At 49.7% G+C, this 17,772-nt stretch carries 18 protein-coding genes; 7 read left to right on the top strand and 11 right to left on the bottom strand.

The features are described 5' to 3' along the window. Positions 1-6 precede the first annotated feature (6 nt). Together WCN91_RS11295 and ilvY are read right to left on the bottom strand one after the other, a co-directional pair. Entirely contained in the window at positions 7-837 is an 831-nt protein-coding gene (locus tag WCN91_RS11295; protein ID WP_342679124.1) for a MipA/OmpV family protein, read from the bottom strand. Positions 838-961: 124 nt separating this feature from the next. Continuing rightward, the gene (gene ilvY / locus WCN91_RS11290) at positions 962-1,843 is read right to left on the bottom strand and encodes an HTH-type transcriptional activator IlvY (protein WP_342679122.1); all 882 of its coding nucleotides are present in this window, start codon (positions 1,841-1,843) and stop codon (positions 962-964) included. A 121-nt stretch (positions 1,844-1,964) separates the two neighbouring features. On the opposite strand from ilvY, the gene ilvC reads away from it, so the two are divergent. From ilvC to WCN91_RS11275, 3 genes are all read left to right on the top strand, one after another. After that, positions 1,965-3,437 carry a ketol-acid reductoisomerase gene (ilvC, locus tag WCN91_RS11285; RefSeq protein ID WP_342679120.1) on the top strand — a complete coding sequence of 491 codons (1,473 nt, stop codon included), beginning with the start codon at positions 1,965-1,967 and terminating at the stop codon, positions 3,435-3,437. Between the two features lie 197 nt (positions 3,438-3,634). Further along, a complete protein-coding gene (locus WCN91_RS11280) occupies positions 3,635-4,807 on the top strand; it encodes a tetratricopeptide repeat protein (protein ID WP_342679118.1) in 1,173 nt (390 codons plus the stop codon). Next, the gene (locus WCN91_RS11275) at positions 4,804-5,697 is read left to right on the top strand and encodes a M20/M25/M40 family metallo-hydrolase (protein WP_342679116.1); all 894 of its coding nucleotides are present in this window, start codon (positions 4,804-4,806) and stop codon (positions 5,695-5,697) included. Before WCN91_RS11280 ends, WCN91_RS11275 begins: the two co-directional genes overlap by 4 nt. On the opposite strand, the gene WCN91_RS11270 is transcribed toward WCN91_RS11275, so the two are convergent. Next, the gene (locus WCN91_RS11270) at positions 5,645-5,944 is read right to left on the bottom strand and encodes a GIY-YIG nuclease family protein (RefSeq protein WP_342679115.1); all 300 of its coding nucleotides are present in this window, start codon (positions 5,942-5,944) and stop codon (positions 5,645-5,647) included. The two genes, WCN91_RS11275 and WCN91_RS11270, sit on opposite strands and share 53 nt — an antisense overlap. Before the next feature lie 150 nt (positions 5,945-6,094). Between WCN91_RS11270 and WCN91_RS11265 the strand changes: the two genes are divergently transcribed. After that, the gene (locus WCN91_RS11265) at positions 6,095-6,457 is read left to right on the top strand and encodes an outer membrane protein assembly factor BamE (protein ID WP_425416036.1); all 363 of its coding nucleotides are present in this window, start codon (positions 6,095-6,097) and stop codon (positions 6,455-6,457) included. Between the two features lie 405 nt (positions 6,458-6,862). Here the strand turns inward: WCN91_RS11265 and WCN91_RS11260 are convergent, their stop codons facing one another. Together WCN91_RS11260 and WCN91_RS11255 are read right to left on the bottom strand one after the other, a co-directional pair. Beyond that, positions 6,863-7,201, bottom strand: coding sequence for an RnfH family protein (locus WCN91_RS11260; RefSeq protein WP_342679113.1), 339 nt, complete (start codon positions 7,199-7,201; stop codon positions 6,863-6,865). Beyond that, positions 7,201-7,641, bottom strand: a complete 441-nt coding sequence (locus WCN91_RS11255; protein ID WP_342679111.1) for a type II toxin-antitoxin system RatA family toxin — start codon at positions 7,639-7,641, stop codon at positions 7,201-7,203. The genes WCN91_RS11260 and WCN91_RS11255 overlap by 1 nt, the downstream gene beginning before the upstream one ends. Before the next feature lie 163 nt (positions 7,642-7,804). Between WCN91_RS11255 and smpB the strand changes: the two genes are divergently transcribed. Continuing rightward, entirely contained in the window at positions 7,805-8,284 is a 480-nt protein-coding gene (gene smpB, locus WCN91_RS11250; protein ID WP_342679109.1) for an SsrA-binding protein SmpB, read from the top strand. A gap of 296 nt (positions 8,285-8,580) precedes the next feature. After that, positions 8,581-11,181, top strand: a complete 2,601-nt coding sequence (locus tag WCN91_RS11245) for a TonB-dependent receptor plug domain-containing protein (protein ID WP_342679108.1) — start codon at positions 8,581-8,583, stop codon at positions 11,179-11,181. A gap of 66 nt (positions 11,182-11,247) precedes the next feature. Here the strand turns inward: WCN91_RS11245 and WCN91_RS11240 are convergent, their stop codons facing one another. The 6 genes from WCN91_RS11240 to prmB form a co-directional block, all read right to left on the bottom strand. After that, entirely contained in the window at positions 11,248-12,804 is a 1,557-nt protein-coding gene (locus WCN91_RS11240; RefSeq protein WP_342679106.1) for an AbgT family transporter, read from the bottom strand. A 144-nt stretch (positions 12,805-12,948) separates the two neighbouring features. Continuing rightward, on the bottom strand, positions 12,949-13,227 hold the full coding sequence (locus WCN91_RS11235; protein ID WP_342679105.1) for a YfcL family protein: 279 nt from the start codon (positions 13,225-13,227) through the stop codon (positions 12,949-12,951). Next, the gene (locus WCN91_RS11230; protein ID WP_342679103.1) at positions 13,227-14,357 is read right to left on the bottom strand and encodes an ATP-NAD kinase family protein; all 1,131 of its coding nucleotides are present in this window, start codon (positions 14,355-14,357) and stop codon (positions 13,227-13,229) included. Before WCN91_RS11230 ends, WCN91_RS11235 begins: the two co-directional genes overlap by 1 nt. Continuing rightward, positions 14,347-14,901 (bottom strand): elongation factor P hydroxylase, encoded by a 555-nt coding sequence (locus WCN91_RS11225; RefSeq protein ID WP_342679101.1) that lies wholly within the window; start codon positions 14,899-14,901, stop codon positions 14,347-14,349. Before WCN91_RS11225 ends, WCN91_RS11230 begins: the two co-directional genes overlap by 11 nt. Positions 14,902-14,998: 97 nt before the next feature. Then, positions 14,999-16,099 (bottom strand): chorismate synthase, encoded by a 1,101-nt coding sequence (aroC, locus tag WCN91_RS11220; protein ID WP_342679099.1) that lies wholly within the window; start codon positions 16,097-16,099, stop codon positions 14,999-15,001. Positions 16,100-16,140: 41 nt separating this feature from the next. Then, positions 16,141-17,076, bottom strand: coding sequence for a 50S ribosomal protein L3 N(5)-glutamine methyltransferase (gene prmB, locus WCN91_RS11215; protein WP_342679098.1), 936 nt, complete (start codon positions 17,074-17,076; stop codon positions 16,141-16,143). 87 nt (positions 17,077-17,163) lie between these two features. Here prmB and smrB point away from each other — a divergent pair, with 87 nt between their 5' ends. Next, positions 17,164-17,727: an endonuclease SmrB gene (gene smrB, locus WCN91_RS11210; RefSeq protein ID WP_342679096.1), complete on the top strand. Its 564-nt coding sequence runs from the start codon at positions 17,164-17,166 to the stop codon at positions 17,725-17,727. Positions 17,728-17,772 lie beyond the last annotated feature (45 nt).

The raw sequence follows: 17,772 nt of genomic DNA, 5'->3' as shown, positions 1-17,772 counted from the left end.
ATCATGCTAAAAAAGGTGCTTCACACCGATAAATAAGGTCAACGAAGAAGACTCTTTAAACAATGGGCTGGCCTTGGCCTGAGTATGGTAATCGATATACCCTAAATGCATACGCAGCGCATTGCGTTCATCGACTATATAGCTGAGATCAATTTTAGCATAGGGCTGAATACTGCTCCCAACAAGAATATCCGCATAACCGCCTGTTTCTTCTCGGCTTAAACCATAAAAATAGTCGTTCTGCTCGTTATTACTGTAATTGATACCTAAAGTAGGCTCCACCAGCCAGTGTTCAAAGCGGTATCCCCAGCGCCAGCTTGCCTGAGCGCGCCAACCCCGGTAAACATCACTGATATCCGCCAAAGCCTTGACCTGAAACTGTCCTATCGGGGAGAAATAATGATATTCAAAACCGCCATCAAGTGCCCAATGGCGTTTATCCAGATCATCGACTCTTACTCTGACCGGGCCATCGGCGTTCAAGATGCTGTTATTGCCCATTTGTTGCAACGCAAAGACACTGCTCGGATGCCAATCGACAAAAAACCTGGTTTCTGGGTTAACCTCGGTGATCAGGCTGAGTACATGTTCGTCCTGGTTAACAAAGCTGTAGCCCAGCTGATTATTGTCGAGATACCAGGTATCTGTGTAATAGGCGACATCGGGAACCAGAAATAAGGGCATATCACCGCCGCCATAAAGCGGATTGGTCATCATCCCATAGCCGATGTTAAGACCAAGATGCCATTGCTTTAAGGGCAGCTCATTGGCTTGTACGCCACTGGCAAATGCAGCCAAGGCGACACTTAACACCGAATTATGAAGCCCTAAACGCATAAGCTTTCCCGAAAATAATTTCCCGAAAATAAAAGTGCCGCTATCCTAGCAACAGTCAAGGTTTTGTTCAGTATGCAATAACAATTGTTAACAAATTAAGCCGCTCTGGTCACTTAGACGCCATTTATAATTGCTCCGCCAACTGCCAGCAGGCGCCGATCACAGGCTCAGACAGGCGTCGTTGCAAGGCCACCAACCCAATCTCAAAAGGCCGCGGCGCATCACCTACTTTCACTACCTGCACCTTATCACTAAAAGGACTGTTCTCAAGCACCACCTGCGGTATCAAGGCCACCCCTAACCCCAAGCTGACCATGGAAACCAAGGCCTCATGGCCACTGACCTGAGCATAAATGGGCGGCTGTATCCGCCTTGTTCGCCACCAATTAATCAAACGGGTGCGATTTTCCCCCTGCTCGGGAATAATAAAGGGGAGTTGCTCCCAGGCAATGGCCCCGCCCTGATTGATCTGCTGGCTCACCTCACAGGGAATTTTTGGGGCGATAAACACCAGCTCAGACCAACCTAAACGACAAAAGGCCAATTGTTGCGCCAAACGCTCGGGCCTGGCAGCGATGGCCACATCTTCATGGTGATCCAATACCCGCTCCGGCGCCTGAGCCGGGTCGCCGGTATGCAATTTCATTTCAATTTTGCCGTGGCGCTGACGCAGTGCCGATAACAAGGGGTTTAAAAAACTGTAGGCGGCACTGACGGAGCAATAAATACTGAGCTCTCCGGCTATTTCCTGCTCTTGGCTCAGGCTGGTTTTGAATTGCTGCCAATGAGCCAAGGTGCTTTTGGCATATTGAATAAAGTGCATACCGGCAGAGGTCAGCTGTACCTGACGATTATCACGCACAAACAGCTCGCTCCCCACTTCCTGCTCTAGCTGCTTAATGTTGCGACTCAGGGTCGAGGCACTGATATAACAGCGCGCGCTGGCGCGACCAAAATGCAGGGTCTCGGCGAGCGCCAAAAAGTAATGGAGTTGCTTATGTTGCATGGTTACCTCGTTTCAATATCTGCAATACAATAATGCAAATATATCATTTTACGCAATACACTATTTTGCCTACATTCAATAGCAGACCTATTTGCAGCACTTCTATTTTTAAGGACCGACAATGGCAAATTACTTTAACTCTCTGGCGCTGCGTGAGCAGTTGGCACAATTAGGGCAATGTGAATTTATGGACCGTAGCGAGTTTAGCGACGGCGTCCAGGTACTGCTTGGCAAAAAGCTGGTCATTGTCGGCTGTGGTGCTCAAGGCCTCAACCAGGGTTTAAATCTGCGTGATTCAGGCCTAAATGTTAGCTATGCGCTACGTGAGTCAGCCATTAGCGAGCAGCGCCAATCATTTCTTAATGCCAGCGAAAATGGCTTTGTAGTCGGCACCTATGAAGAGCTTATTCCACAAGCAGATCTGGTATTAAACCTGACTCCGGACAAGCAACACAGTGCCGTGGTTGATGCGGTCATGCCACTGATGAAGCAAGGCGCGACCTTGGCTTACTCTCATGGCTTTAACATAGTTGAAGAAGGCAAGCAGATCCGTGATGACATCACAGTGATCATGGTGGCGCCTAAATGTCCGGGCTCAGAAGTACGTGAAGAATACAAACGCGGCTTTGGTGTACCTACGCTTATCGCCGTTCACCCGGAAAACGATCCTCAAGGTAAGGGTCTGGCTCAGGCCAAAGCCTATGCCGCGGGCACAGGTGGCGATCGCGCTGGCGTTTTGCTGTCATCCTTTGTAGCCGAAGTAAAATCGGATCTTATGGGTGAGCAAACCATATTATGCGGCATGCTACAAACCGGCTCACTACTGTGTTTCGATAAAATGGTGGAAAAAGGCATAGACGCCGGATACGCCGCCAAACTGATTCAATACGGCTGGGAAGTGATCACCGAAGCACTTAAACACGGCGGCGTGACCAATATGCTTGACCGCTTGAGCAACCCGGCAAAATTAAAGGCCTTTGCCCTAAGCGAAGAGCTCAAAACCATTATGCGCCCGCTTTATAACAAGCATATGGATGACATCATCAGCGGTGATTTCTCCAAAGGCATGATGGCGGATTGGGCCGAAAACGATGTTAAATTACTGAGCTGGCGTGCAGAAACGGCAGAAACCACCTTTGAACAGCAAGAAAATAGCGATGTGCATATCAGCGAGCAGGAGTTTTTCGACAACGGTATCTTAATGATAGCCATGGTTAAAGCCGGTGTTGAATTGGCCTATGAAACCATGACAGCAGCGGGCATTAAAGACGAGTCGGCCTATTATGAATCGCTTCATGAAACGCCGCTTATCGCCAATACCATAGCCCGTAAAAAACTTTATGAGATGAATCGCACCATCTCTGACACCGCAGAATACGGCTGTTACTTGTATAACCATGCCTGTTTACCCCTGCTACAAGACTTTATGCGCGATATCGACACGGATGTGATCGGCCGCGGTCTGGAGCAAACAGACAATGGCGTTGATAACCAGGTACTGATCCAGGTGAATGCAGCGCTACGTAACCACCCAGTGGAAATCGTCGGCACCAAGCTGCGCAGCTATATGTCGGCAATGAAAAAGATTGTATAAACAGCGCCCTTAATCGCTGTGACTCCCTTCGGCCCTGCCCCTATGCGCAGGGCTTTTTTCTTTATGAATCAAACACCCATTCATGCTTTGTAACAATTCACCTGCCGGTGAAGCATCAGCCTCAACTATACTTAAATGAGTATTCTTCCAAGGATTGGGTTCTAAGTTTTAGATACGCCTGAGCCGTGGAGGTTAGTATGCGCGCTTTAATTACCTTGGTTATCCCACTTTTACTGTTATGGGGCTGTAATAGCACACAAGTCCAAGAGCTCCCTGCACCACCTATTAATTTGGCGCAACACCCGCAGCTCCAGGCCCAGCCGGTGGAAAGTTTGGAGGAAATATTCGCGCTTACCAGTACGATGAAAGCGCAATTAAACAATGCCTTTGCCACCCGCTCAGGTAATCTCAGCGCCACCAAGCGCTTAATGATGCTCATTTTGGAAAACGGCGACAAAAGCGTGCGCTATCAATCCGGCGCCACCCTGACTGCAGCGCAAACCTATAAGCAACTCAATGCCAACTGTTTGTCGCTGTCCATTTTGGCCTTTAGCATGGCCGAACACTTGGGTCTTCAGGGGCAATTCCAGCGCGTACATATTCCCGAATACTGGGCCCTTAATCGCGGCTATAACCTGCTCACCGGCCATATTAACCTGCGCTTATATACGCCGCGTCGTAACCGCCCCGAGGTTTATGAACTTTACAACGCCGAACGTGAGGTAACCGTGGACTTTGCCCCGGATTTATCCGGTAGCCAGTTTAAAATCACAGACATCACTAAAGAGCGCGTCGCCGCCATGTTTTATAACAATAAGGGCGCTGTCGCCTTGGTTGAGCAAGATTATGAACGCGCCTACAGTTACTTCTATGCGGCCACACAAATGGATCCCTATTACTCCGGCGGCTGGGGTAATTTAGGCATACTCTATCGTTTACTCAATGATTTCGAGCGCGCCGAGCGCGTCTATCAATACGCCATCAATATCGACAAGGATAACAACACGGCGCTCGGTAATCTGGCGATCCTGTATCGCCATACTGGGCGCGAGCAACAAGCTAAGGAGATAGAGCACAAGCTGGCGCAAATGCGCAAAGACAACCCCTACTATCATATTGCCCTGGGGAACGACAGCCTGGTACAAAAACAGTATGTTAAGGCCCTTAATCACTTTCGTAAGGCCCGCGAACTGGACGAGCGTATTCACGAAAGCTACTTCGGCATGGCTCATACTTATTATTTGATGGGCGACATTAAGGCCACACGCCGCTACTTGCTGATGGCGCAAAAGCGGGCGCAATTTGACTATGATAAGTTACGTTATCGCGGCAAACTGGCAAGCCTAGAGCTAATCGCTAACAATCGATGAAAAGACATATATTTTTAGCCACTGTGCTAATTGTGCTGGCGGCAAACCCGGCCATGGCGACAACGCTGCCACAATGGCACAAAGACTTAACCTACCTGAGCAGCGAGGCTCTGGCGGGGCGTAAAGCGGGCAGCGACACTGGTGCACAAGCCGGTGACTATGTGCAAAAGCGGTTACAACAATTGGGGTATCAAACTCAGGTGCAGCCCTTTGCCTTTAAGCAGGGCTTTTTTCAACAGGGTCAAGGGCGTAATATTATCAGCAATGATTGCCTGCAAAATTGTGTGGTGATCAGCGCTCATTACGATCATTTGGGACACTCAGGGCATAATTATTACCCCGGAGCCAATGACAATGCCTCTGGCGTCGCCGCCATCTTGTATCTCGCCGAGCAATTACATCCGCTGCGTAAGCACATCACCTTTGCCGCCTTCGACGCCGAAGAAAATGGCCTGCATGGCGCCAAACACTTTGTCGAAAACAAAGACCATGATGCGGTGCGCCTTAATATTAACCTCGATATGCTTAATCTGCCGCGCGCCAACAGTCGCTTGTTTTTCTATACCCGAGAGCCGTTATGCCCGATGGCGAAAACGCATTTAGATAACAGCCCAATAAAAACCCAGTTGACCAGAAGCAACCGCAGTATAAATCGCCGTCTTGATGGCGAGCGTATCGACTGGTTAAGAGCCAGCGATCATTGGGCTTTTGCCCGGCAAAAATTGCCCTTTATCTTTGTCACCGCCGCAGATGCCCCCCATTATCATCAAACAAGCGACACGTTAGCGCAAATCCACGGCAAGCGGTATACACAAACGCTGCAACTATTAACCCAGTTTATTGGGGAGTTGCTAGGAGCTCACTGCGATGATTTTCATGTTCGTGAATAAACTTTTCTTTGCCTGCACGACTACGCTTTTTAACCTCAATCTCTAATTTGCAGGCATCACTGCGCGTGCCCACAGGCATGGTGAAGACTAAAGTTAACGGCCCCTTGCCCTTGAGGTTTTTCGCCCCCTTGCCCTGCTCATGAGCCTGCAGGCGTTTGGCAACATTATTGCTGACCCCGGTATACCAATGGCCGTATTTTGTTTGCACAATATACAGCCACCACAACTCGGATTTTTCTAAACTCATTAAACTAATTACCTCGGTTGGGGTCTTATACCAATTCACTTAAATAGCTACATACTTAACAGAATTAATATGATTTATGATTTCGCGCTTTACCTTCGGTGTCGAATGGGTATCATGCTAACAACAATAAATAAGGACTGATAATCGAACATGCAGTGGTTTAAACAGTTTTCGCTAGTAGCAGCCATGGTTATTGTGTGCAGTAGTTTAAGTGCATGCTCTAGTTGGGTCTACCGCATCAATATTCCCCAGGGTAACTTTCTAGAACAATCCGACGTTGATAAATTACGTGTTGATATGAGCCGCGAGCAAGTGCTTTATGTACTTGGCAAGCCGGTTGCACAGGATGCTTTCGACAAGGATACCTGGTATTACCTTTATGTTTTCAACCTTGACCGCCAGTCTGAACAACGCAAACAGCTGAAGCTGCAATTTGCCGATGAGCGTCTGGTAAGCATCAGCTCGGAAGATTACGAGCAACCAGAAGACTTTAATACCCCGTTAGAACAATAACAAAACTCTCGGGATGATCTAAAAACGCGGCATTGGCCGCGTTTTTTGTATCACTGCTGTGCTAGTTACTAGGGTCTGTTTATCTTTGCGGTTTACTTTATGTTCAATCTAAACGCATTCTGATGAATATAATCACTGATTTATGTGTTCAAATTCATCCATGAAGCTTGGTTACATCGCGCATCCATGCGCTCACCTCGCTAAGCTGCGAAGCATTGCTTCGGTCTTGCTCGCCTATGTTCATAGCGAGCAACACAGAGCAGGATGCGTTTAGATGAACCCGTAGGGCAGCGCTTGTAGCGCATTTCTACTGTGTTGTTACATGTTTATGTAGAATAACTACACCACACATGTGCCGCCTTGTATAAATACACTACAAACTGCTGCAGAAACGAACAACAAAGGTCAACAGACCCTAGGGTCATCGCTTTTCACCTTGGCGCCAGTGATTTTATTGGCTCGGCCTTCTTCTTTGGCTTTTTCCGCGCGTTTACGTCGCGCTTCTTTAGGATCGGCAATCAGTGGACGATAAATCTCTACCCTGTCACCGGCTTTAAGCTCAGTATCCAGCTTGCAGGTGCGGTTCCAAATACCCAGGGTAAGATTTTTCATATCAATTTCTGGGCACTTGTCCACTATACCTGATTTCAATACCGCTTCTTCGGCTGTGCTGCCCTTGGGCAATTCAACACTGAGCACGGTTGCTTTATCGGGCAACGCAAAGACCACTTCAACTTCTATCATTAACGCTCTCCGTACACCACTTTGGCGCGCTGGGTAAAGGCCTGCACCATGTTTTTAGCGACCTCATTAAAGACGCGACCAAAGGCCATTTCCACCAACTTGCTGGCAAACTCGAATTCCAATTTAAGGCTCACCTTGCAGGCATGCTCATCCAGAGGCATAAACTGCCAATGACCATGCAAATGCTTAAAGGGGCCATCCACCAAAGCCAGGGCTATGGTGTGCTGCTCGGCATCAAGTGTATTTTCGGTGGTAAACCACTTTTTTAGTCCGGCCTTGGATATTTCCAGTCCGGCGCGCATATGATTTTGCTGCTGTGCAAACACCTTGGCATCACTGCAATGGGGTAAAAACTCCGGGTATGCATCGACATCATTGACCAGGTCGAACATTTCCTTGCTGCTAAACATCACCAGCGCTGATTTTTCTATTTGTGGCATAACCTCTCCTCACAACAGCGCAATTCTAGCAAGCTTTAGGGCCAGCCCCAAGGGGCATTCGCAAGGCTGCTGTTTAGAGTTAATATCAAACTCCACATCAAGCTCTAAGCAGGTAATAAAAAACTGGTGTAAATACACATACAATCAGTATAATGACGCCACTATGGCAAAGAAAAAAACAGCAAAATCGACCTCAAATACCATCGCGCTTAATAAAAAAGCGCGTCATGAGTATTTTTTACACGATAAATTCGAGGCTGGCCTTGAGCTTCAAGGCTGGGAAGTGAAAAGTATTCGCGCCGGTAAGGTAAATATCTCCGAAACCTATATTCATATAAAGAACGGGGAAGCCTACCTATTGGGGAGCCAAATCCAACCCCTGAACAGCGCCTCAACCCATACCATTTGCGATCCCTTGCGCTATCGCAAGTTGCTTTTAAATAAGCGTGAAATCGACCGCTTGATCGGCGCCACCGAGCGCGAAGGTTACTCTTTAATTGCCACCGCCATGTATTGGAAAAAATGCTGGGTGAAATTAGAGTTTTACCTCGCCAAGGGTAAAAAGATGCACGATAAGCGTGCCGATACCAAAGAAAAAGACTGGGCACGCGAAAAAGAGCGAACCCTAAAGCACAAGATATAAAAAAAGCGAACTCAGGTTCGCTTTTTTTTATGCCCATTATCAGGTAACAAAATATTCTTCTCTCCCCTCGCCTTCAGTACCACAAGAACCAGTATTTCTGCCTTTAACAGCCCTTCAATGTAAATCTATCTACACGCTTTTTTACAGATTCAACCAAAAGGCGCATTGCTTACACTTGTTAACAATGTTAATTCTATGTTTCTACTAAATTTCTACTACACTCCTATGTGGATATTTAGCAGTAGATAATTATGACAATGAAAAATCCCCACAGGGATAATAATAAGGATTTCAGGATGAGAAAGTTCACACCTAGTGCTCTTGGCACTGCACTCACCTTGGCTTTAGGCACAGGCGCGCTATCCGTATCGATTCAGGCTCAAGCCGAAGAAGCAACGGCGGAAAAAGTCGAACGCATCGAAGTCACCGGCTCGCGCATTAAACGTACCGATATGGAAGGCCCTTCACCGGTGCAAAGTATCGGCAAAGAAGACATTGCCAATATGGGTTACGACAACCTGCAACAGCTCCTAGAGCGTATGCCCGTTGCCGGTAATGGTACCTTCTCGACCCGCGGCAATAACCAGGACTCAACCGCTAACGGTGGTGCCGCGGTAAGCTTACGTGGTCTAGGCCCGGATGCTACCTTGGTATTGATCAATGGTCGCCGCGTTGCTATTAGTGCCTTTGCCGAGAGCATTACCAACTCTTTCGTTGATATTAACTCAATCCCAGTATCGGCCATCGAGCGTATCGATATCTTAAAAGACGGCGCCTCGGCCATTTATGGCTCCGATGCGGTTGCCGGTGTAGTCAACGTGGTCTTGAAAAAAGACATCGAAGGCATAGAAGTTAACCTCGGCTATGGTGGAACCACGGGACCAAACCATGAAGAAACCACTGCCAGTGTGGTCTGGGGTACCAGCAGCGCCAAGGGCAGCGCCTCAGTTATTCTTGATTACTTTAAAAACACTGGCCTCGAAGCCGATGAAATGGGCTCTCTGGGCACGGCCGACCAATCGCCTTATGGTGGCATGGATTTTCGTTCATCACGAGGCTTTCCTGGTTACTTCTACGTTAATGGCGTAAAAACCATTGACCCGGATTGTCCTGCCGACAGCGCCACCGCCAGTGGTAGCTGTTTATTCGATTACGGTCCTTATGGCTATATTACCCCGCCCTCGGAGCGGGTCGGTGCCATCGCCCAGTTCGATTATAAATTCGATAACGATATCACTGCCTTTATGGAAATCGCAGCTCAGCACAACACTTCTAAAGCCGCTGGCGCACCCACGCCTTTAGATGAAGATGCGGGTTTAACGGTTCCTGGCAGCCACCCATATAACCCCTTTGGTCAAGACATAGAAATAGGCCGTTACCGTACCGTGGATGCCGGTGCTCGTCGCTGGGATATAGAGTCTGACACTCTGCGCCTGGTTGCCGGTCTGCGTGGTGAAATCAACGACTGGGGCTGGGAAGTAGCGGCACAAAAAGGTCGCAGTAAGTCCGAGCAAAGCGGTGATCGATCCATGGGTTGGGTACGTGTTGACTTCCTACAGCAGGAAATCGATGCCGGTAACTATAACCCCTTCGGCGGCGTGCAAAACTCAGCTGACGTTATCGACCGTATTACTACCAGCCTTGTACGTCGTGGTGAATCACATATGACTTCATTCGATGCCAGTATCAGTGGTGAAGCCTTTGAGTTTAACGACCAAATGGTAATGATGGCGGCAGGCCTTGAGTACCGTGAAGAAGACGTGAGCGACGTGCCGGATGACCAATTCCAGCGCGGCTTAATCTTCGGCACCGAGTCAGTATCGGCAGCAGCGAAACGTGACCAGTGGGCAGCCTATGTGGAGTTCTCAATTCCGCTTAGCGATAACTTTGAGCTACAGCTTGCCGGTCGTCACGATGACTACAGCGACTTTGGTTCAACTACTAACCCGAAAGTGGCCTTTAAATGGGCACCAAGCGGCGAGTTTTCACTGCGCGGTTCATGGGCTCAGGGCTTCCGAGCGCCATCATTGGCACAAATTGGCTTAGGTCCATCGGAAGAGAGCCAATTCTTCGTTGATACTTATCGTTGTCAGGCCACGGGCCAAGACTGTGACTTACTCGACTATAATATCGAGTTTGCCGGTAACCCGGATCTGGAAGCGGAAGAGTCTGAGTCTTGGAACCTAGGTGCTATTTGGGCGCCGGTTAACGAGTTCGGACTTTCAGTGGATATCTGGAGCATAGAGCAAGACAACAAGATAGACGAGCAAGACTTCGGTAGTATTTACAACACCCATTGTAATGACCAAAACAGCACGGTTTGTGTGCGTCTTCCTCCAACAGCAGGTCAAAGCCTGGGCGTGATCCAACAGGTGCATAGCACGTTTGAAAACGTTTCTTCGCAAGAAGCCTCGGGTATCGATATATCCACCAACTATAAGATGGATATGGACGACATGGGTCTGCTCAAGTTCAATCTTGAGTGGTCATATATGCACGAGTTCAACAAGGATGGCCGTGAATATATTGGCGAGTACGAGTACCCGCGTCACCGTGGTTTATTCGCCACCAACTGGGAGTTCCAGGACTTCAATGTCAATATGAACATCAGTTACGTAGGCTCGTTTGAAGATACTCCAGATATCGATTTCGACGGTGCCCTTGATTTCGACACCCAGAAATCACGTGACGTTGACTCGCACACCCTGGTAGATATTCAAGGTGCGTATAACTTCAATGACGATATTCGTATCTCTGTGGGCATGAACAACGTCTTCGATGAAGAGCCACCGTTTGCCATTGGTGATGGCGATTCCGACCTTTACGGTTATGTGTCCTCAGTACACAACCCCCGTGGTCGTTATATCTACACCAACCTGACATGGCGCTTTAACTAATACGCCAAACACGACAAAGGCCGCTAAATAGCGGCCTTTTTATTTGCTTATATTTAACCTGAGCGATTAGCCGTAGGTATATGAAGCTTGAATACCCAGCGGAATACCCAGACCCCAATAAGCCAGTAAGAACAGGCTCCAGCCCACCAAGAAAGCGATGGAGTAAGGTAGCATCATGGCAATCAAAGTACCTATACCTGTATTCTTAACATACTTCTGGCAGTAGACCACTACCAGCGGGAAGTAAGGCATCAGGGGAGTTATGATGTTAGAGCTGGAATCCCCAACGCGATACGCGGCCTGAGTTAAATCAGGAGAGATATTCAGCTGCATCAGCATGGGCACAAAAATAGGTCCCAACAGCGCCCATTTCGCCGAACTTGAGCCTACAAACAGGTTTACAAAGGCGGTTAGGAAGATGATACCGACTATGGTCACCCCACTTGGCAGCGACATAGACTTAAGCACCGCAGCCCCTTCAATGGCCAACAAGGCACCGAGATTCGACTGCGCAAAGGCGGCAATAAACAAGGCACAGAAAAACGCCATAACTATATAGTAAGCCATGCCTTCCATGGACTTGGTCATGGCCATGATCATGTCTTTGGAAGTCTTAAAGGTACCGGCAACAAAACCGTAGACCGCACCGGGGATCCAGAACAGCAAGAAAATCAGCGGCACTATGGATTGCATAATCGGCGCACTAAAGTCCGCCAGATTGCCATCTTTGGAACGCAGCGGGGAGGCATCTAAGCTCGCGACATAGGCTAACAAGGCCAAGCCGGCCAGCATAACGCCGGTGGCAATTAAAAAGGCTTTCTTCTCTTTGCCGGTGGCCTGATCAAAGGCGGGCAGTTCATCGGTATTGCCATCCACTTCTGAGCTTTTCAGGCGCGGTTCGATAATTTTGTCGGTGATATACCAACCCACCAGCACGATAAAGATGCTCGACAGTGAGGTGAAGTAATAGTTGTTAAGCGGGTTTACTTCCATGCTCGGGTTGATGATCTGCGCCGCGCTTTGGGTAAAGCTTTGCAGTAAGGGATCTATGCCCGATGGAATAAAGTTGGCGCTAAAGCCGCCACTTACCCCGGCGAAAGCCGCGGCGATACCCGCCAAGGGATGACGCCCCATGGCATAGAAGATCACCCCGGCAAGCGGAATTACCAGCACGTACCCGGCATCTGTGGCTGTGTGTGACACAATACCCACCAAGATCACCATGGGCGTCAGCAGCGCCTTAGGTGTGCGTTTAAGCATCAACTTAATGCCGGTATTGATATAGCCGGAATGCTCGGCCACACCCACACCCAGCATGGCCACCAGTACCACGCCTAAGGGTGCAAAACTGGTAAAGGTTGTGACCATGGAAGCCAAAAAGCCCGCCAAGGCCTGGCCAGTAAGCAGGTTATTTACCACTATAGGGGCTTGAGTGCGCGGGTCAATAACATCAAAGGTCACGCCCGAGAAGGCCCAGGATAGAACCCAGATAAGTAACATAGCAAAGAGGAAGATCATCGCCGGATCCGGCAGCTTATTCCCCACTCGCTCTATGGTGTTAAGAAAGCGCGCGATTGCGCCACTTGGTGCAGCTCCTTGCTGGTCACCGTTATTATTATTCATTTTGTGACTCCTAACCTAAAAACAGTCACTCGGGCACTGGGCCCGAGTGAATAACAACAAGCAGCCTACTTGAAAATTAACATAAAGGCTACATGCTAAAGCATTAGAACGAACTAATGCCTGTAAACTAGAAATCCTTGGCTCTTAGCTGCCCAAGGCTTTCACCTGCTCCCAAATCACCACCACATGGTCACGATCTGTGTCTGTTAATTCGCCATTATGATAGGCCTTAACCAGGCTTTGCTCGATTTGCTCGTTGAGCTCCTGTGGGCTTAAAGCCAGGTTTTCTACTTGGGCATAGCCCACGGCCAAGTCAAAGTGACCGCGCAAATAGCCGCCGGCAAAAAGCTGGTCGTCATCGGCATGCTCAACCAGGTCGTCAAAAAAACGCTGTGCCGCATCTACATAGTTTGAATAAGGCATTACTGCTCCTCATTGTGGCCCACGGCATAGAGCACGTGGTCATTAAAACCTGTGGTTACTTGGATATAACCGGATAATTCGTCGTCCAGGGCACTGTCGCCGGTATCACAAATTAGTGGCCGACCTTCAAGGGCCTGTAGTTTGCCCTTGGTGGCCACCACGATAATATTTTCTTTGCCTATGGCGCGAATAAGCGCCGGGCTCAACTGCTGGTTACCGCGACCAAAGAGATGCCCCTGACCACCAATTAGAGTGATCACCAGTTTAGTCGGCTTGCCTTTACAGGCCTCGAGCAGCTGCTGAGCTGTCATATCGCGGCCTATTAATTCCTGGTCTTTAACCAGGTCAACGCCAAGCAGGGTGTTGTCCAGGCCCATTTCTTCCATTACCGCGGCCACGGTCGAGCCAGAGCCAATAATATATTGCCAGTCTTCATCCATTTCGCTGACCACATAGGCGGCGATATCGGCCAGAACCAGCTCGTCTACTTCCTTACCAGCACCGTTTTTCACCGCCTGAACATAACGCAGTTCGCTTGGCACTCGCAGCTCACCATAACGCTTGGCGCGCACCGCTCCGGCGCGAAAGGCGTCTTCGTCGATATCCATCACATCGCTTTCACTAAGGGTAACCAGCTCGCCCTTAACCAGCATTTCCACCACACGGCCTGCCGCTTTGGGAGTGATGGCATAGACGCCGGAGTGAATTTTACAACCCGCGGGAATGCCAAGGGCTGGCACTCGCTCGCCAATAGCGTGACATAGATTGCGCGCGGTACCATCGCCACCGGCAAACAAAATAAGGTCAACCCCTTGCTCGCACAGCAATTGCGCCGCTCGCTCTGTGTCCGCGGCTGTGGTCGGGCTGGCACTGTGATACACCACCTCAACGTCAAAGCCGAGCTCACGGGCCACTTGCTCACCCATGCCGCCATTGACGGTATAGATGGTTAAATTCTCTTGATAAGGCAGCAGTTGCTCAAGCGCCGCGCGAGCGCGCAGATGCGCCTTAGGCTCGGCCCCCAAGGCCATGGCTTTAGCCGCGGTATCGGCGCCATCACTGCCTTTTAGAGCCACCGAACCGCCAAGGCCGGCTACAGGATTGATAATAAAACCCAGCTTAAACTGCATAATCTAGTTCCTTTGGAGGTTGCCATTGTAGCTGCTCACGGCGCAGCGGATAAGCTTGACCATAATGCTGCGCTAAGGCCTGAAGCAATTGCTCGGTGCGCTCATTAAAGCCCTGCTCTATCAGGGTCAAGAGTTTATCATAGACCCGCTTTTGAAAGGAAAAGCGACAGGTCTGCTCACCGCCAAGATTATCGGCGGAGACGTTAAAGGTAAAACCCGCGGCCAAACACAGCGCCCATTCAATGGCTTGCGGATGCACTTCGACATTTTCAAACTCATGTTGCTGCGCCTTATCTCGGCCATCAGGGCAATACCAGTAGCCATAATCTTCCAATTGACGGCGGCGCTGACCGGCCACCAGCCAATGAGCTATTTCATGCAGGGCACTGGCATAGAAACCGTGGGCGAAAACGATACGATGAAAGTTACACTCGTCATCGGCGGGCAGATAAATAGGCTCAACATCGCCTCGCACCAAGCGGGTGTTATAAGTGGCAAAAAATGTGCGCTCAAAGAGCGTGATGAGTTCGTCAATCTGATGCATAACTAAGGGGAAATCTAAAACACCGCGCGATTGTACGGGCTTTAGCCGCTAAAGTAAAAACGCAGCCCTTAGGCTGCGTCGTTTATTCGGGTTTTTATTAGGCTCTTTGCCCTGGGATGGGCCCATGCTCAAGTTGCACATCAGGGTTTTGCCCTCGCTGACGCAACAGATGATCCATCAGGGTAATAGCCATCATGGCCTCGGCAATAGGAATGGCGCGAATGCCCACACAGGGGTCATGACGACCCTTGGTGATCATCTCAACCGCTTCATTGCTGGTGTTGATACTCTGCCCCACCACGGTAATGCTGGAGGTTGGCTTAAGGGCAATGCTGGCAACAATATCCTGACCGGTGGAAATGCCCGCAAGCACGCCGCCGGCATGGTTAGAGGTAAAACCTTCGGGAGTCAGCTCGTCGCGGTGCTCAGAACCCTTTTGTTCGACTACCGCAAAACCGTCGCCGATTTCCACGCCTTTAACTGCATTGATGCTCATCAGCGAGTGCGCCAGCTCCGCATCGAGGCGGTCAAACACAGGCTCACCCAAACCAACGGGAACGCCACTGGCAACCACCTTGACCTTGGCGCCAATAGAGTCGCCTTGTTTTTTCAAATCGCGCATATATTCGTCCAGAGCATCTAACTTGCTGCTATCTGGGAAGAAAAACGCATTTTGCTCGACCTGCGCCCAATCATACTGCTCAGCCTTAATGGGGCCAAGCTGTGACAAACAGGCTTTGACTTCTATGCCATGGAATTGCTTCAGGTATTTTTTGGCAATAGCACCGGCGGCTACACGGATCGCGGTTTCCCGTGCCGATGAGCGGCCACCACCACGGTAATCACGAATCCCGTATTTGTGCCAATAGGTGTAATCACCATGACCAGGACGAAACACGTCTTTGATCTTGCTGTAGTCTTTGGAGCGCTGATCTGTGTTTTCAATCAACAAACCTATACTGGTGCCCGTGGTTTTGCCCTCGAACACGCCAGAGAGAATCTTCACTTTATCCTCTTCACGACGCGCCGTAGTGTAACGGCTCTGCCCGGGCTTACGGCGGTCTAAATCGCCCTGTAAATCCGCTTCATCAAGCTCTAAACCGGCGGGACAACCATCGACCACCCCACCAAGGGCGGGGCCGTGGCTCTCACCAAATGTGGACACCCGAAACAGCTGCCCTATACTATTACCTGCCATATTTCATCCTCATTCCAAATGGCGCGAAAGATCAGCGGCGCTTATTGCCCAAAGTAGGCGTCAAGATCCGCTTTCGATATCATAAATACCCCAAGGCCGCCGTGTTCAAACTCTAACCAGGTAAAAGGCGCATCGGGGTAAAGCATATCCATATGTACCATAGAGTTGCCTACTTCAACAAATAACAAGCCCTGCTCGGTCAAATGGGCAGAAGCCTTGGCCAGCAACTCGCGGGTGACATCCAAACCGTCTTCACCAGAGGCCAGGCCCAGCTCGGGCTCATGGTGAAACTCTTCTGGCAAGTCAGCCATGTCCTCGGCGTCCACATATGGCGGGTTAGCAACAATCAGATCGTATTTTTCATCGCCCACACCACTAAAGACATCAGACAGAATCGGCATAACTCTATCTTCTAACTGGTAATCCTGAATATTGATATCGGCCACAGCCAAGGCATCCGGGGAAATATCCACCGCATCCACCAAAGCATTGTCAAAGGCCTGAGCCAAAGCAATGGCAATACAACCTGAGCCGGTGCACATATCCAGCACACGGGTGATCTGCTCTGGGTGTTGAACCCAAGGAGAGAATTGCTCGCTGATCAGCTCGGCAAAAGGCGAACGCGGTACCAGTACTCGCTCATCGACATAAAACGGCATGCCGGCGAAGTAGCCTTGATTGGTCAAATAGGCCACAGGCGTACGCTCATTAATGCGTCTGGCGATAAGCGCACTCAAGTGTGCCTTTTCGCTGCTGGTGAGGCGACTGCCAAGCAGGTTTTGCGGCGCATCCATGGGCAAGTGCAGCGAAGGTAAAATAAGTGCTACCGCTTCATCCCAGGCGTTGTCAGTGCCATGGCCAAAATAAATGCCATGGGCGCTAAATTGACTGGTGGTCCAGCGTAGCCAATCACTAATGCTATGCAATTCCTGCTGAGCTTCTTGTAGCTCAGCGTCGTTAATAAGGTTTTCGTTCATACTCTGTTGCTAGTTCAGCTGATAATGTCGTCATTGTAGCCTGTTTAGCGCTAGGTTTTTACGCTTTTTTTGGCTAAAATCCCGGCCATGAAAAAACACCAATCTCCGAGTTCGGACAACGCCGAACTATCACAAGACGACATCGATTTATTTCGCCAAAGCATAGGCACGACCAAGCGGGTGAAAAGCGACACTGTGCGTCTGACAAGCGGGCAAAAAAAGCACATAGGCGAGCGCCAACAGGTGCAGCGCCAAAGCAAAACCGAATTCTACTTTTCCGATGAGTACATTCCCGATATAGATACCCAGGGTACGGTTAGCTATGTCAAAGAAGGTGAAGACAGATATCTGGCTAAGCAGTTACGTCGTGGGGATTATGCACCTGAGCTTATCCTCGATTGCCATGGCATGAACAAGGAAACGGTAAAGCTGGAACTGGCGGCGCTGATCAGTGCCTGCAAAAAGCAGCATGTGTCCTGCGCCTGTGTGGTACATGGCATTGGCGAGCGCATTTTAAAGCACAAGGTGCCTCAATATCTGGTGCAGCATCCGGATATTATTGCCATGCATCAGGCGCCGCTGGAATACGGTGGCAAGGGCGCCTTATTAATTTTGATTGACCTGCCCGTGGATGTCAGCCCACTGCTGTAGTGCCCAACCAATAGCAAAGGGCTCGTAAGAGCCCCTTGAACATCT

The organism is Pseudoalteromonas qingdaonensis (assembly GCF_038739665.1).
Taxonomy (GTDB): Bacteria; Pseudomonadota; Gammaproteobacteria; order Enterobacterales; family Alteromonadaceae; genus Pseudoalteromonas; species Pseudoalteromonas qingdaonensis.
Note: the sequence above shows the minus strand (reverse complement) of the source record. Positions and strands in the feature narration are given on the sequence as shown.

Coding starts and splice junctions, on each gene's coding strand:
- WCN91_RS11295 (WP_342679124.1), bottom strand. CDS start 837: ATGCGTTTAGGGCTTCATAATTCGGTGTTAAGTGTCGCCTTGGCTGCA.
- ilvY (WP_342679122.1), bottom strand. CDS start 1,843: ATGCAACATAAGCAACTCCATTACTTTTTGGCGCTCGCCGAGACCCTG.
- ilvC (WP_342679120.1), top strand. CDS start 1,965: ATGGCAAATTACTTTAACTCTCTGGCGCTGCGTGAGCAGTTGGCACAA.
- WCN91_RS11280 (WP_342679118.1), top strand. CDS start 3,635: ATGCGCGCTTTAATTACCTTGGTTATCCCACTTTTACTGTTATGGGGC.
- WCN91_RS11275 (WP_342679116.1), top strand. CDS start 4,804: ATGAAAAGACATATATTTTTAGCCACTGTGCTAATTGTGCTGGCGGCA.
- WCN91_RS11270 (WP_342679115.1), bottom strand. CDS start 5,944: ATGAGTTTAGAAAAATCCGAGTTGTGGTGGCTGTATATTGTGCAAACA.
- WCN91_RS11265 (WP_425416036.1), top strand. CDS start 6,095: ATGCAGTGGTTTAAACAGTTTTCGCTAGTAGCAGCCATGGTTATTGTG.
- WCN91_RS11260 (WP_342679113.1), bottom strand. CDS start 7,201: ATGATAGAAGTTGAAGTGGTCTTTGCGTTGCCCGATAAAGCAACCGTG.
- WCN91_RS11255 (WP_342679111.1), bottom strand. CDS start 7,641: ATGCCACAAATAGAAAAATCAGCGCTGGTGATGTTTAGCAGCAAGGAA.
- smpB (WP_342679109.1), top strand. CDS start 7,805: ATGGCAAAGAAAAAAACAGCAAAATCGACCTCAAATACCATCGCGCTT.
- WCN91_RS11245 (WP_342679108.1), top strand. CDS start 8,581: ATGAGAAAGTTCACACCTAGTGCTCTTGGCACTGCACTCACCTTGGCT.
- WCN91_RS11240 (WP_342679106.1), bottom strand. CDS start 12,804: ATGAATAATAATAACGGTGACCAGCAAGGAGCTGCACCAAGTGGCGCA.
- WCN91_RS11235 (WP_342679105.1), bottom strand. CDS start 13,227: ATGCCTTATTCAAACTATGTAGATGCGGCACAGCGTTTTTTTGACGAC.
- WCN91_RS11230 (WP_342679103.1), bottom strand. CDS start 14,357: ATGCAGTTTAAGCTGGGTTTTATTATCAATCCTGTAGCCGGCCTTGGC.
- WCN91_RS11225 (WP_342679101.1), bottom strand. CDS start 14,901: ATGCATCAGATTGACGAACTCATCACGCTCTTTGAGCGCACATTTTTT.
- aroC (WP_342679099.1), bottom strand. CDS start 16,099: ATGGCAGGTAATAGTATAGGGCAGCTGTTTCGGGTGTCCACATTTGGT.
- prmB (WP_342679098.1), bottom strand. CDS start 17,076: ATGAACGAAAACCTTATTAACGACGCTGAGCTACAAGAAGCTCAGCAG.
- smrB (WP_342679096.1), top strand. CDS start 17,164: ATGAAAAAACACCAATCTCCGAGTTCGGACAACGCCGAACTATCACAA.